This window comes from Vibrio sp. Vb1166, assembly GCF_033338695.1.
In the GTDB taxonomy this organism is placed as follows: Bacteria; Pseudomonadota; Gammaproteobacteria; order Enterobacterales; family Vibrionaceae; genus Vibrio; species Vibrio alginolyticus.
Genome location: NZ_JAWOTE010000003.1, coordinates 83,620 through 97,590, shown reverse-complemented (window position 1 = coordinate 97,590; position 13,971 = coordinate 83,620). Strand labels below are relative to the sequence as shown.

13 protein-coding genes are annotated in these 13,971 nt (G+C 43.3%); 5 read left to right on the top strand and 8 right to left on the bottom strand.

Features of this window, described 5'->3' with window-relative positions; all coding sequences use genetic code 11:
* Positions 1–18: 18 nt before the first annotated feature.
* The 8 genes from R7E51_RS04835 to R7E51_RS04800 all read right to left on the bottom strand — a co-directional run bounded on the left by R7E51_RS04835 (position 19) and on the right by R7E51_RS04800 (position 8,923).
* Positions 19–867 carry a mechanosensitive ion channel family protein gene (locus R7E51_RS04835; RefSeq protein ID WP_005375171.1) on the bottom strand — a complete coding sequence of 283 codons (849 nt, stop codon included), beginning with the start codon at positions 865–867 and terminating at the stop codon, positions 19–21.
* A gap of 95 nt (positions 868–962) precedes the next feature.
* Positions 963–2,303, bottom strand: coding sequence for an HlyD family type I secretion periplasmic adaptor subunit (locus tag R7E51_RS04830; protein WP_005383906.1), 1,341 nt, complete (start codon positions 2,301–2,303; stop codon positions 963–965).
* Complete coding sequence (locus R7E51_RS04825) at positions 2,278–3,996, bottom strand: type I secretion system permease/ATPase (RefSeq protein WP_042521608.1); 1,719 nt, start codon at positions 3,994–3,996, stop codon at positions 2,278–2,280. The genes R7E51_RS04830 and R7E51_RS04825 overlap by 26 nt, the downstream gene beginning before the upstream one ends.
* A gap of 152 nt (positions 3,997–4,148) precedes the next feature.
* Positions 4,149–4,739 carry a calcium-binding protein gene (locus R7E51_RS04820; RefSeq protein ID WP_005375168.1) on the bottom strand — a complete coding sequence of 197 codons (591 nt, stop codon included), beginning with the start codon at positions 4,737–4,739 and terminating at the stop codon, positions 4,149–4,151.
* 210 nt (positions 4,740–4,949) lie between these two features.
* On the bottom strand, positions 4,950–5,606 hold the full coding sequence (locus R7E51_RS04815; RefSeq protein ID WP_031777174.1) for a LuxR C-terminal-related transcriptional regulator: 657 nt from the start codon (positions 5,604–5,606) through the stop codon (positions 4,950–4,952).
* 228 nt (positions 5,607–5,834) lie between these two features.
* Complete coding sequence (locus R7E51_RS04810) at positions 5,835–6,503, bottom strand: LuxR C-terminal-related transcriptional regulator (protein ID WP_021707603.1); 669 nt, start codon at positions 6,501–6,503, stop codon at positions 5,835–5,837.
* Positions 6,504–6,749: 246 nt separating this feature from the next.
* The gene (locus R7E51_RS04805) at positions 6,750–6,950 is read right to left on the bottom strand and encodes a restriction endonuclease subunit S (protein WP_005375165.1); all 201 of its coding nucleotides are present in this window, start codon (positions 6,948–6,950) and stop codon (positions 6,750–6,752) included.
* A 56-nt stretch (positions 6,951–7,006) separates the two neighbouring features.
* On the bottom strand, positions 7,007–8,923 hold the full coding sequence (locus tag R7E51_RS04800) for a methyl-accepting chemotaxis protein (protein WP_053303850.1): 1,917 nt from the start codon (positions 8,921–8,923) through the stop codon (positions 7,007–7,009).
* 310 nt (positions 8,924–9,233) lie between these two features.
* Here R7E51_RS04800 and R7E51_RS04795 point away from each other — a divergent pair, with 310 nt between their 5' ends.
* From R7E51_RS04795 to R7E51_RS04775, 5 genes are all read left to right on the top strand, one after another.
* A complete protein-coding gene (locus R7E51_RS04795; protein ID WP_025768547.1) occupies positions 9,234–10,190 on the top strand; it encodes an AAA family ATPase in 957 nt (318 codons plus the stop codon).
* Between the two features lie 13 nt (positions 10,191–10,203).
* On the top strand, positions 10,204–11,130 hold the full coding sequence (locus R7E51_RS04790; RefSeq protein WP_154203995.1) for a DUF58 domain-containing protein: 927 nt from the start codon (positions 10,204–10,206) through the stop codon (positions 11,128–11,130).
* A 37-nt stretch (positions 11,131–11,167) separates the two neighbouring features.
* The gene (locus R7E51_RS04785; RefSeq protein WP_206957843.1) at positions 11,168–11,644 is read left to right on the top strand and encodes a DUF4381 domain-containing protein; all 477 of its coding nucleotides are present in this window, start codon (positions 11,168–11,170) and stop codon (positions 11,642–11,644) included.
* The gene (locus R7E51_RS04780; RefSeq protein ID WP_054578629.1) at positions 11,637–12,641 is read left to right on the top strand and encodes a vWA domain-containing protein; all 1,005 of its coding nucleotides are present in this window, start codon (positions 11,637–11,639) and stop codon (positions 12,639–12,641) included. Before R7E51_RS04785 ends, R7E51_RS04780 begins: the two co-directional genes overlap by 8 nt.
* On the top strand, positions 12,634–13,971 hold a 1,338-nt coding region (locus R7E51_RS04775), incomplete at its 3' end, for a VWA domain-containing protein (protein WP_318095498.1). The genes R7E51_RS04780 and R7E51_RS04775, both read left to right, overlap by 8 nt.

Below are 13,971 nucleotides of genomic sequence, written 5' to 3'. Positions count from 1 at the left end.
AAGGCGAAGTACGATGCTCTATTCTTCTCGCACTACAGGAAAACGTTGCTCATAAAGTTCCATAAAGTCCTTACGTATTAAGTGCTCTAAGTGGTTCGCTTTATCGGTTGGGCAGAAAATCATCACGTGCAGAATTTGTTCACCATTAATGTTACTAGAAATATGCATATGTGGCTCAGAACCAGGAAGGTCAACACCGGCATGTTTTTCAATCATCGCATTGTAACGATGTGCAACATCAGCAAAGTAACTGCAATGTTCTTCAATTTTATCAGTTAAAATCGGTAGCAGTGGATACAAATTGACGAAGTCTTTCACCACTACAGAAAAGTTGTGGTAAACGTACCGCTTCATGAAGTTGAGGTTCTTTACTGGATAGGTAAAGAACATACTATTAGGCAATGTCGCTGTTTTGCCGGTGTAATGATATTGCCCATGATGCAGGTCGATCTCTTGAATCACCGTCGCCATCATATTGTGCTCAATCACTTCACCGCATAACTTCCCGACCTCAATCCAGTCCCCAACGCGAAAAGAACGTGAACTTGCTCTTTGAATCGAACCCGTAAAACACAAAATGATTTCTTTGGATGCCACTACAATGGCAACGGCAATCGCCGTTACACTCAGAGCAAACTCGTTAATTTCTGATTGCCATAAAATAAATAAAATCAGTAATGTAACAGCAAAGGTGCCATTTTTAGTTCTGGACATCCAACTACGCTGATCTTCTGAGAGAAAAGCGTGATCACCACGAATCATCGATAAAATTGCACGACGAATTAACCACATAATCGCAAAGATCAGTGCGGTAAAAATCAATTTATGAGTGAGAAGAAAATCGACAACTAACTGCACTTTCTCCATTCCACGGCTCCCTCGAATAAAAATACGGCCCAGTAACAGCTAACGATAACAAATTATTTTGTCTGTTGTCCGTGCTCACTCAAGTCTTTTTGAAATTACTCCTCTCTGAAGGCGCGATTCATGCTTTCTGTAATTGGCTTTATTAGGTAGCTCAATGGCGTTCGTGGCTCAGATAAAATAAGCACTTCGGCATTCATACCTGAGGTTAAACGATGTTTTGTCACATCTTCCGGTGAAATTGCAATTCTAGCGAGATAAAAATCTTCTTGGTTTTCTTGCGAGAGCTTATCGGCAGAAATCGTCAGCACTGTACCGTCTAAAGGTGCCAACGTCCGTGCATTCAGAGCGGTCAGACGAACATGCGCTTGCTGGCCTGGATTCACTAAATCAATATCCTGAGGATTAACACGAGCCTCGACTAACAACTTATCGTCTTGCGGGACCAGTTCTAGTAACGTTTCACCCGAGCCAATCACACCTTTTTCGGTAAACACTTGCATGTTGACTACGCGACCAGAAATAGGTGCGTTGATCGTTGTTCTTGCGACAATATCTTGAGCGGAGCGATATTCTTCCCGAATTGCGACAATTTCCGTTTTGGTGTTTCGTAGTTCCTCGACAATCTCATTCAGCCTTTCAAGCTTCAACTCTTCAATTTGCGCTAGGTTCTCATCCAACCTTTTTCTAACGGTGAGCGATTGCCTGTCTAACTGGCTTAAGGTACTTCTCACCTCCGCTGCTAAGCGCTTGAGTTGAAGTAAAGTAGATTTTCCCGAGAAACCTTTTTGCACCAAGGCTTGGTTGCTGTCTATTTCTTCAGCAATAAAGTTGAGCCGTTCCGTCTCAATCACTTTGGTTTGCTGAAGGTTTTCAAGCTCTAAATTTGCTCCAGAAATACTCTGCTCAATGATACTCAGTTTACTATCAAAGAATCGCTTTCTCGCTTCAAAGATCTTGTTTTGAACCAGTTGTGCTTCTTGGACGATATCGACACGGGGAATGCTTTCAAGATCATCAGACCATACAATCGTTGGAAGCTCATCAAGCTCCGCACTTAAACGGTTTTCCTTTGCTAGAGTATGGATAAAACGACCACTTAACGAATCCAACTTAGCCATAGCTTGACGCTTAGAAAGTTGAATTAATAACTGACCTTTTTCGACTAAATCCCCTTCCTGTACATATAGCTTTTCAATAATACCGCCTTCTAAATGCTGAATTTCTTGTCGCTTAGTGAGAACTGACAAATCACCATAAGCAATCGCTGCACTTTCTAATTTGGCTGTTGCAGCCCAGTAGCCAAGACCTCCAAGAAAAACACTTAAGGTCACCACACCGAGTAAAATTGGTTTTCGAAAGCTTAGTCTCGCTTTGGGGCTAAAACGATATACGATCTCGGTAGAACTCTGATTAACGGTTGGCAGTTGATTGCTCATTTCTTACCCTTGGGATATCTGTTCTTTCTTCGCCCATCAAACGTTTTAATACTTCATCTTTAGCGCCGTATAACTTGACTCGGCCGTCAGCCAAATACAACAGCCTATCCATTTGTCGCAACGTACTCGGATTGTGGGCAATGACGATAATCGTTGTACTCTGTGCTTTTAAATGGGCAATCAAACGTTGATACGCAGCCTCTCCCTCACCATCGAGGTTGGCATTCGCTTCATCGAAAATCACAATAGATGGGTCGCCATAAACGGCTCTTGCAAGAGCGATTCTCTGCCTTTCCCCCCCAGATAAACCACGGCCATTTTCACCAATAATGCAATCATAGCCTTTGTTTTTCTTGAGTATTAATTCATGACATCCTGCTAGTTGCGCCGCCTTGATGACTTTAGCGGGGTCTTCTTCTTTAAAGCGTGCGATGTTCTCTCGAATTGTGCCAGGAAATAACTCCACCTCTTGAGCGAGATACCCAAAATGTACGCCGCGATCTTCAGATGCCCATACGGAGACTTCCATACCGTCAAGAGTCACTTTACCCGCTAATGGCTTAACCGTACCTAATAACAGCCGAGCAAACGTCGATTTACCCGTACCAGAAGGGCCAATCACCCCAACAGCAACACCCGGAGGAATCGATAAGCTGAGCGATGAGAGCACTGGTTCGGTTGCTCCAGGATGGCGATAGGCCAGTCCGGTAAGCTCATAGTGTCCTTTTGGTTTAGGTAGTGGCATATCTGATTCATCTTGGCGCACGATCGCATCGATTTCTTTCAACCTTTTATAGGCGCCTTTAGCAGACATCGCACTTCGCCACGTGCCTATCGCCTGCTCCATCGGCGATAATGCCCGACTCATTAATATGGAGCTCGCGATCATCGCCCCTGCCGTTATCTCATGTTGGATTACTAACCATGCACCACCTCCCAGCAAAAAAATCTGTAGTGATCCACGCACAAACTTAGAAAAGTTAGCCATGTAGATAGACTTACCTGCAACTCGCTCTTCAAGCACATTCACTTCACTCACGCGCGACTGCCACTTCTCTAAAAATGCATTCATCATCCCCATTGCGAGAATTGAATTGGAGTTTTGCGTGGCTAATTCAGCGTTGTTGATATGAGAAATCGCTCTGACTTCGCTCTCTTGCATTGTTTTACGCGTCATCAGCTCATTGAGTAGACCTAGGCTAAACAATACGATAGATCCAAGTAACGCGATGTGACCTAGTATCGGGTGCAATAAATACACAAATAAAATAAACAGCGGTGTCCAGGGCGCATCCAACAGTGGATAAGGTGCTTGACTGCTCAAAAAGCTTTTGATGTTCTGAATGTCTCTCAGAGTTTGCGAGGTATAACTCTTCCCAGTATGTGATTGATATTGAATCGTGCGCTTGAGCATGAAAGCGGAGAGTTTTGTGTCCATCCAATAACCAAAAGATTTACTCATTTGTGCTCGTGCAATGTCGATGATAGACATGGTTAACAGCGCGACAATTACGATGACAGTGAGCAAGAATAAAGTATCGGTTGAGTAGGAGGATATCACTCGGTTGTACACTTGAAGCATGTACAGCGGAATCGAGAGAACCAATAAGTTGATAAAAAGGCTAAAAACGATCAGCAAGCCCGCAAGCGTGCATAGTTTTTGTTTCACTTCTTTGAAAACCGTTTTTTGCACGACTACTTCCGTTTAACGTGAAAATTGTAGGCGCCAGAAATACTAGCGCCTAGCTTAAGGTAACCTCAAATCGCTCTAGAGTGTCCGATTAGTGCACCTCAGCATGGCAGAGCCACGCAAACTAATTCCCATCCAGAGTTATTTTCAGTCGTTTAGATTACGAACAGATCTGCACCATAGGTGTTGATGTCAGTTTCAGTCACGCCAATAAGTTTCACTGTTAGATCAGCCCCATCGGTAAACACTGCATTCCCAACTGCATCGTAGCTAAAGCTTAAATCACCAAAGTCAGTGACAGAGTCGCTAATGATGTGCAAAGAGTCTTCACCAATGGTGAAATCAACAACTTTGGCTTCGCCATGGCCACCAAACTTATCCGTGAACACAAACTTATCGCCATTGCTGCCGCCAACTAAAACGTTGTCACCAGAACCAGCAACAAGAATATCTTCACCGACACCACCATTTAATTTATTGTCACCCAGCAAACCCAACAGCAAGTCATTACCGGTACCACCGCCGAGGTAGTCGTTTCCTGTACCAGCCCTAAGGATGTCATCTCCAGCACCACCAGTTAGGCGATCGTCGCCGTCGCCGCCGATCACATAATCATTACCGCCACCGCCAACAAACGAGTCATTACCACCAAAACCGATAAACAAATCATCGCCGCCATCGAAATCAGCAAATTGGTTATTTACACCTGCATCGCCTAAATACGTGTCATTGTCACTTGCGCTCATTTTTATTCCCTCTTAGCTTATTAATTGAATAGACCTTCTGTCTGTTCCACGTCTGACTAGATTCGTCACGACATGAGAAGTCTAATAGTCAACTGAATAGGAATAAGTTTGAATATGGCATGATATTTCAGACTGACATTTTAATAATAAATATAAAATTTAGTACTTTATAGAGTATTTTCTTTTTATTACAGCAAGTTAATACTAGTACTACAGGTTTCTCTTAGCCCAACTTGTAGCTTGCGTACGGTTCTTTACTTCTAACTTTCTAAAAATATTGTATAGATGTGATTTAATAGTATGCTCGCTGATAAATAAAGAATCAGCGATTTCCATATTTGAACCACCTTCTTTCAACATTTTTAAAACCTGAACTTCACGCCGAGTAAGCTCAACCTCAATAGCAGGTTCGATAATGCTATTTACTTCTCTGCCTCGATAATAATTTACTAGCTGATCAAGTAATCTTCGAGACAGCCAATTATCCCCTTTTATTATTGCTTTTAATCCCTGACAAACCTTGTCCATTGAATCTCCTGGACCAAATATACCTTTTACATGAGGCCAAGAAGCGAGTTCTTCTGTGTCTAAGTCATAACCTAGATTAAGCATTATAGTTCCTAGCACTTTATTACTATCTTTTAAATAAACTAAAGTTTCGGAAGGAATCTCAACTGAAAAATCAACAAGCAAAAAGTAGCGTTCCGGAATGAGTTCATGATAACTAGGGTTTTTAGTATCAATGATCGTTATTTTAGTTTCTGTATTTTTAGAAAGCATTTCCTTAAAGTTTTCACTCTGTAAACTTTGTTGAGTGAGCATTAGGATTTCAGGCTTTTCCATATACTGTTCCATAATGTTTCTCATACTTTCAGTGACTTAACACTCTTAAATTAGTAGTTAATCGTCAGCACTTAGTTTGATATGTAAGTGCTAGTTCACAGAGTAAAGTTATTTGCTACTTTTTTAAATTCTAAAGTTATTAAAAAGAGAACCAAAAAAAGTGTTTCTCATAAAAGAAACACTTTTAACACATTCAGGTCACAGAAATTATTAAGAGTTTACTAAATTAGGCAACCTAATATTGCAATAGCATTACACCGTTAACGAGTTGTCTGAAATATTTTCCTTTGCCCAAATAAGTGCTTGAACTCTATTTTTCACATCAATCTTCTTGAAAATATTATGTAAATGCGTTTTTACCGTATTCTCGCTGACAAATAATTGTTCGGCGATTTGTTGATTGGACGCCCCCATGGAAAGAAAGGTAATTATTTGTTGCTCTCGTTTGGTCAGAATAGCGGAAACATTCTTATTTATAGGTTTGCAATGTCGACGAAGGTAAGTAATGTACTGCTGAGAAAACTTACGGCTGAACCACATATCTCCTTGAAGCACCTTACCAATACCAACTTGCAACGTTTTTATATCATCAGAGGTATAGAAAATACCGGCCAAAGTACGCCAAGCAAAGAGATCTTCTGTCGATATGGATTGCTCACAATTAATTAAGATTTCAAGCGTGTCTTTCTGCTTGGCCGCTTTAAACTCCGCATAACGGCGAAAAATTTCATCCGTGATCACGCTGCAATCAACAATAATGGCTGATGCAAGAGATTCATGTAACACTCCGTGAATCAGATTATCTGGCGTGATTAGAGCAACACTAATACCGAGTTTGGTCTCCAATACATCTTTCAACAGAGATGACTGTAGACTTCCCTCCGTGATTAAAATAACGTTTCTTTTTTTTTGCTGCTCCATCCTGATCGCATTCCCTTGGTCGTTTCTATTGAAATACGCAATAGATTTAGATAGAGCGGTAGTATTGTCAAGTATGAAAATCACTAGTACTAATTAATAACTCATTGAAGTGTCAATAATTTTTAAGTGGCAAGTATGTGAGAGGTATTAGCATTTTTCAGACATTAAAAAAGGGAGTATAAACTCCCTTTTTGTGTTTGAGCAGGTGATTTAATCACGCACGTTAGAGGCAAAACACCACCTAACTTAGTGGATTGGAACTGCGTTTTTTTGGTTAAACTTACCAAAGTGTTGTTCTAACACTTCTGGCGTCAGCTTACCTTCCGCTTCCAGCTTTTTCAGCTCAGCGACGATCGCTTTTTGCTCTTCTAGCGACGGCAGTTTTACTTCTGGCTCCTGAGCGGTTTCTTGAGAAATTTGCTCTAGTTCTTTTTCGAAGTCATTCATAGTACTTACCTAAAATTAATGATTGAACTTTTAAACTTCGCCTATTCTATCCAACTCTATAACTTGAAGCTACCAACCATCTTGTCTAAACGAGAAGAGAGCGCTTGAAGATCGCGACTTGCATCCGCCAACTCTTCTGCTGTCGCGGTTGTCATTTCATTTATCGCGTTGATTTCTTCGATATTTTGATTAATGGTATGCACCACCGTGGATTGCTCTTCCGTCGCCGTTGCAACTTGTGTATTACGATCAGAGATGTCGGTGATTCGTTCAGAAATACTGATTAATACCTCGACTGCTTCATCGGTAGAAGTAACCCCTTCTATGGTGACCGCTTTGCCCGCTTCCATAGCATTTACCGCGTCTTGTGCGTCACTTTGAAGCTGATTGATCATGCGCTGAATCTCTTCTGTAGAATCAGCCGTGCGTGAAGCTAGGTTTCTTACCTCATCAGCAACAACCGCAAAACCACGGCCCTGCTCACCAGCACGAGCAGCTTCAATTGCAGCGTTTAGCGCAAGTAAATTCGTTTGCTCAGAGATGTCACGAATTACACCCAGAATCGAGCCAATATCTTTGGTTGTCGATGCCAACTGCGTAACAACAATATTGGTTGTTTCAACATCATCGGCTAGGCGGCTGATCACCTCTTTTGCTTTCATCACAACTTCTCGACCAGTTTGAGTGTTATCTGAAGCCTGATTTGCCGTATCAGCAGCGGTAGCAGCGTTCGATGCAATTTCACTGATGGTCGCCCCCATTTGGTTGATAGCTGCAACTACTTGAATGGTTTGATCACGCTGCTCTTGGCTGTTGTCGTGTGTGGATGTTGCTTTCGTTGACACACTTTCTGCCGCTTGACTTAATGAGCCACTGGTTAAAGCAACCTCTTTCATCGTGGCATGAATCTTCTCAATAAATCCATTAAAGCCTTTTGAAAGCTGAGCAATTTCATCATTACCCTTAATTTCAATACGCTGCGCCAAATCGCCTTCACCTTGCCCAAGGTCGGTAAAACGATCGGCAATCAGCCGGATTGGTTTCGTAATGCTGTTTGCTAACCATACGCCCATGAGGATGAATACAACGGCAACAATGATGGTCGTAAACAGCATTTTTTTAGCTGTCGCATTCAGGTCTGCGAATACTTCATCAACGGGAACCACGCCAATAACAAACCAGTTCATTGAAGGAACATACAAACTAGAAACAAAAGTATCCTGCCCTTCAAACTCCACATTAATTAGGTTGAAGCTATTTTTGTTCAACAGCGCACTTGCGTCACTACCAAATAGTTTAGTGATAGAAGTTTGGTTCTTACCTTGTTGGCGGTGTATTTGAATCTGGCCTTGTTCATTAGTGAGGAACACGTAACCCGTATCTTCAATTTTAAACCCATTGAGCAAAGCAACCATGTCTCCCATAGATTTAGAGAGACCTGACATTGATGTACCATTAAGATCTTGGAAATTGGCAAACATTTTCACTTCGCCATTTGCCTCTTGGAACACACTCACGGACGTTTCTTGACCAGACGACGTAAATCCAAAGAACCAAGCATCTTGCGTTCGGTTAAGTTGACGTAAGAATCCGTTTTGATTCCAGTAATATGCCGTTTGACGATTCGCTACCGACGCATCATTAAGACCATACTGTGATTTAACGTTATTGAGCTGCTGAACCAACTGAACTTCTACTGACGGATCACGGTCTGTATTAGATAGGGCTTCAACAATAAATTCGTTTGTAGCCAGCTGTTTTGCCGCTTGTTGCATTTCGACAACTTCGCGGTCAATTTCGGTATTGATTTGCTGCAACATCGCAGGTAGCTCGATGTCAATAAGACGATGGCTCAATACATCTCTCGCATGACGCTGAGCCATAACACCAACAATGATTGTTGATGCTAGAACAGCAAACGTAATGCCAAGTACAACCTTCTGTTTGATGCTCAAGGAATGAAGTTTCAACATATTCGGACCTTTTAAAAGAATCACTTGTTATTGGCCCCACAAGGGGAATCAGGTGCATATCTCATGACACGCACACCACGGAATCTTTATCGGCTCATATGTACAAAACTAGAGGCATTTCTCATTATATTATGAAAAATAAATGTAACACACTGTCAAATAAGCACTTTCAGAGATAGCACGTACTTGTAATTCTCTGTAGCGTCCCAATATTGAAAAGATAAATTGCAATAGAGCATTGGAACTTTTTTCACATGGAAAATGACCAATACTCAACACGAAAATCACATGGATACCGAGAGTCCAAAGCATGCATAAATCTAACTTCGAAACTCTTCAGCAATACTTAGAGTCGCAGATCATCGGACAGCAAGATCTGGTAAAGCAACTGCTTGTTGCGCTTCTTGCGGATGGGCATATTTTAGTTGAAGGCCCTCCTGGGTTAGCAAAAACCCGTGCAGTAAAATCACTCTCAGACTGTGTTGAAGGTGACTTCCACCGAATTCAGTTCACCCCTGACTTGCTGCCAGCCGATTTAACCGGCACCGATATCTTCCGTCCAGAAACCGGAGAATTCACTTTCCAGTCAGGTCCTATCTTCAACTCGCTTATTCTTGCGGATGAGATAAACCGTGCACCGGCCAAAGTACAAGCGGCAATGCTTGAAGCAATGGCAGAGAAACAAGTCACAGCAGGTCGTCATACCTACCCGCTGCCAGAGTTGTTTTTGGTTATGGCAACTCAAAACCCGATAGAGCAAGAAGGGACCTACCCCCTTCCTGAAGCGCAGCTAGACCGCTTTTTATTGCATTTAGAAGTGGAATACCCAGATGCGGAGCATGAGCTATCTATCTTGCGTATTAACCGCGGAGAAGCAAAAGGCGAAGCAAAGGTTGAACGCCCAATGTTAAGCCAACAAGATATATTCACCGCACGTAAAGAAGTGTTGGATATTCATATGGCGGAAACGATAGAGCAGTACATCGTCCGTTTAGTTATGGCGACACGTCAAGCCAACGAATATGACACTGAGTTGGACAAGTGGTTGTCAATGGGTGTGAGTCCGCGTGCCACCATCGCTCTTGATCGCTGTGCACGTGCGCACGCTTGGCTTGCTGGTCGTGATTTTGTCTCTCCGGAAGATGTTCAAACCATGGCTTATCCGGTACTGCGCCACCGTTTATTGTTGAGTTACCACGCTCAAGCGGAAGGCATTACGGCAAACCAGGTCATCGATAAACTGCTAAACCTTGTTGGCAGTGCATAAACAGGTGAGTGATATGTCCGCTACACATTCATTACCACCTCATGCGAATGGGGTAACATTAACCCTTGAAGAGCTGCTCCAATATCGCACTCAATCTGTACGTTGGTTACCACCAGCACAGAGTCTCTGGTCGCAGATGAGTGGTAACCATACCAGTCGCCAAAAAGGGCGAGGTATGGATTTTATGGAGGTGCGCCAATATCAACCTGGCGACGATATTCGCAGCATTGATTGGCGAGTCACCGCTAGGACCGGTAAAGCACATACGAAGTTGTTTGCAGAAGATAAAGAGCAAGCGGTCATTCTTTATCTTGATCTAAGTTCTAGTCTACATTTTGGATCTAAGTATGTACTCAAATCCGTTCAATTGGCCCACTTTGCCAGTGTTCTAATTTGGCTAACTCTAGCTAAAAAAGATCGCATCGGCGCAGTGATTGATGACGGACATCAATGTCTTGAATTTCGCCCCTCTTCTTTACAAAGACAAGGGCTGCGGATTCTTAACGCCATAGTCGACATACATAATGCGCAAGTAACTCGTACTGCAAGCAACGACACTCGTACACTGCCGTATGCACAAGTATTGGAGACACTTCATACGCTCACCCCAAAAGGTAGCGAATTGATTATGCTCAGTGATTTTGCCCACGTAATACCAACGGAACTGGCACAACTACGTCGACTCAAACAACACAATAGCGTAAGGGCTGTTCAATTTTATGATCCGTTAGAAAGAGGCGAAACAGACTTTAGAGGTCAAGTGAAAGCTTCGGATGGGCTGCATAGTCAATGGTTTAACTTTGGCTCTAAAGGACAACGAAGAGAACTCGAAAACCACTTTACCCAACATCAAGAAACCATTAAGCAGCAGTGCCATTCGATAGCAATTCCATTTAACACGCTATCAAGTGGCTGGCCCTTAATTTCACAATTAAGCTAACAAACTGACAAGCAGTATTTATTAAGCAGTAATAATAATGACAACAAACAACCAAAGCCTAGACCTTGAACCTTTGATTTTGCCAAACGCACCGGATTGGTTTCCGCTCGCTTGGGGATGGTGGGTGGTGCTTGCAGCCACCTTGCTCTTCGTTTTCGGCATTTGTCTTTATGTGAGATGGCGTAAAAAACACTTACGCGCAAAAAAGACAGCATTAACACTTTTAACTCAACCTACCGCGCCTCATACCCCCTCTTCTGCTCTGGAAATATTGCGCCAGGCAGCATTGAGTTACTTTCCGCGTGAAAAGATCGCACCATTAACCGGAATCGCTTGGTATGAATTTCTCGATAGCCATACCAAAGAAAGTCGATTCGTAGACAAACAACATCAGTGGCAAGAAGCGTTGTATCAGAATTCTTCCCAAGGGCAGCATCAAAGCTTGGTAGACGATTGTGTCTTTTGGATAACCTACGCTTTACCACCAAAGAAAAAGGCAAATAACCGTGACTGAGCAAACACTCATAACCGATCTTGCCCAATGGCTAAACATTGAATTTGTCTGGTGGTGGGCACTGTTTTTGTTGCCCATCCCCTGGCTTGTATACAAGTTCCTGCCACAAGAATCTCAACAAGCCGAGATCAAATTGGCGTACTTACCAACTAATGAGAATCGCAGCAAGCCTAAGCAAGCGCTGCAAAAAACGCTTTCAATCGCGATCTGGGGCCTTCTTGTCGTCGCTTGTGCGCGTCCAGTTTGGTTTGGCGATCCCGTTGAATTCCAACCCAAATATCGGGACTTGATGTTAGTCGTCGATCTGTCCGGTTCGATGCAGCAGGAAGACATGGAACTCAACGGCGAATATATCGATCGCCTCACAGCAGTCAAACAAGTTCTGTCTGATTTCGTAGCAAAGAGAAAAGGTGACCGTCTCGGAGTTGTTTTGTTTGGCGACCATGCTTATTTGCAAACACCACTCACTGCAGACCGCAAAAGCGTCATGCAACAGATTAATCAAACCGTCATCGGCTTGGTTGGTCAACGAACCGCCATTGGTGATGGTATTGGTTTAGGCACAAAAACCTTTGTAGACAGTGATGCTCCGCAACGAGTCATGATTTTGCTTAGTGACGGCAGCAATACTGCAGGGGTTCTCGAGCCGCTAGAAGCAGCGGAAATTGCGAAAAAATACAACGCCACTATTTACACCGTGGGCGTGGGCGCTGGTGAAATGATGGTGAAGGAGTTTTTCATGACTCGCAAAGTCAACACCGCAGCCGATTTAGATGAACAAACACTGACTAAAGTGGCAGAGGTGACAGGTGGACAATATTTTCGAGCGCGAGATACAGAAGAGCTCGAAAATATTTATGACACCATCAACCAGCTAGAACCCGTATCTAGCGACACACAAACTTGGCGCCCACAGTCTGAATGGTTTCCATATCCATTAAGCGCTGCATTTGTATTATCGGTATTGTTATTCCTGTTAAGGAGAAAACATGGCTGAGTTTATTTTCCTCAATCCTTATTGGCTTTTGGGGCTCATCGTGATCCCTATCGCACTCTTGCTTAATCACAAATTTAGAGCCCAAAAATCCACACTGATTGCCCCTCACCTAGCGCGGATGCTCGGACAAAACACGCAGTCTAAGCATTACTTCACTCTATGGGGTTTAGCTTGGGCAATAACTTGCATTTCATTAGCGGGGCCAAGCTGGCAGTCCAATGCTCGACCAAGCTTTGAGTTAAACCAAAACCGTATCTTGGTGCTTGATATGTCTCGCTCTATGTTTGCTACAGACATCAAACCCAATCGGCTAGCACAAACACGTTATAAGGCGCTCGATTTGCTGCCTAAATGGAAAGAGGGAGCCACTGGACTTATTGCTTACGCTGGTGATGCCTATAACTTAAGTCCACTGACAACTGATTCCAGTACGCTTGCGGGCATTATCGAAAATTTGTCGCCAGAGCTGATGCCTTTTCAAGGGGCAAACCTGCCTGCCGCGATTGAACTTGCGATCAACCAGTTTTCTCAAGCCGGCACGCAACAAGGCGATATCATCGTGTTAGCGGATGATCTTGATACGTCAGAGCTGTCTCGCGCGTTAGATTTAGTCCAAGGTACAAAGTTTCGCATTTCTGTTCTTGCCGTCGGGACTCCTAACGGTGCGCCTATCGCGCTGCCCGATGGCTCTCTGCTAAAAACTGCACAAGGCACAACCGTCGTAGCGAAAACAAATCTGAAAAATCTACAAACGCTAGCGAATAAGACTGGTGGCCTATTTGTTCCTATTCAACACACCAACCGTGATGTTGAAAACATCGCGGCCTTTACTAATAACATTGGTAGCCAGCTTTCTGCGACCCAAAGCGAAGAAGTTAAAACTGATTCTCGTCTCAACAGTGGCTTTTGGTTACTGCCGTTGTTACTTCTTCCTGCGGCTTTACTGTTTCGACGTGGCCTGATTTGGATGGTAGTTGCGACTGTAGTCCCAGTAACGTGGACACCGCATGCAGAAGCTAATCCGTTCTTAAATGCCGACCAACAAGGAGCGGAACTCTACAAGCAAGGTGAGTATGAACAGGCGCAAAACCTATTTACAAACCCAAGCTGGAAAGGAGCCGCCAGTTATCAAAAAGGTGACTACGAAGCCGCTATCGAAGCATTTTCTCATGATGCCTCCCTTAACGGCCGCTATAACCTCGCCAACTCGCTCGCTCAAAATGGTCAATTAGAAGATGCGGCTGATTTGTATAAAAAACTGCTAGAGGAAAAGCCTAACTTTGAAGCCGCGAAGAAAAACCTATCGGTTGTAGAAGAAAAGCTAAAACAG

Excerpts from the sequence above, each read along its gene's own strand:
- R7E51_RS04835 (WP_005375171.1), bottom strand. The coding sequence starts at position 867 with ATGGAGAAAGTGCAGTTAGTTGTCGATTTTCTTCTCACTCATAAATTG.
- R7E51_RS04830 (WP_005383906.1), bottom strand. The coding sequence starts at position 2,303 with ATGAGCAATCAACTGCCAACCGTTAATCAGAGTTCTACCGAGATCGTA.
- R7E51_RS04820 (WP_005375168.1), bottom strand. The coding sequence starts at position 4,739 with ATGAGCGCAAGTGACAATGACACGTATTTAGGCGATGCAGGTGTAAAT.
- R7E51_RS04815 (WP_031777174.1), bottom strand. The coding sequence starts at position 5,606 with ATGAGAAACATTATGGAACAGTATATGGAAAAGCCTGAAATCCTAATG.
- R7E51_RS04810 (WP_021707603.1), bottom strand. The coding sequence starts at position 6,503 with ATGGAGCAGCAAAAAAAAAGAAACGTTATTTTAATCACGGAGGGAAGT.
- R7E51_RS04805 (WP_005375165.1), bottom strand. The coding sequence starts at position 6,950 with ATGAATGACTTCGAAAAAGAACTAGAGCAAATTTCTCAAGAAACCGCT.
- R7E51_RS04800 (WP_053303850.1), bottom strand. The coding sequence starts at position 8,923 with ATGTTGAAACTTCATTCCTTGAGCATCAAACAGAAGGTTGTACTTGGC.
- R7E51_RS04795 (WP_025768547.1), top strand. The coding sequence starts at position 9,234 with ATGCATAAATCTAACTTCGAAACTCTTCAGCAATACTTAGAGTCGCAG.
- R7E51_RS04790 (WP_154203995.1), top strand. The coding sequence starts at position 10,204 with ATGTCCGCTACACATTCATTACCACCTCATGCGAATGGGGTAACATTA.
- R7E51_RS04785 (WP_206957843.1), top strand. The coding sequence starts at position 11,168 with ATGACAACAAACAACCAAAGCCTAGACCTTGAACCTTTGATTTTGCCA.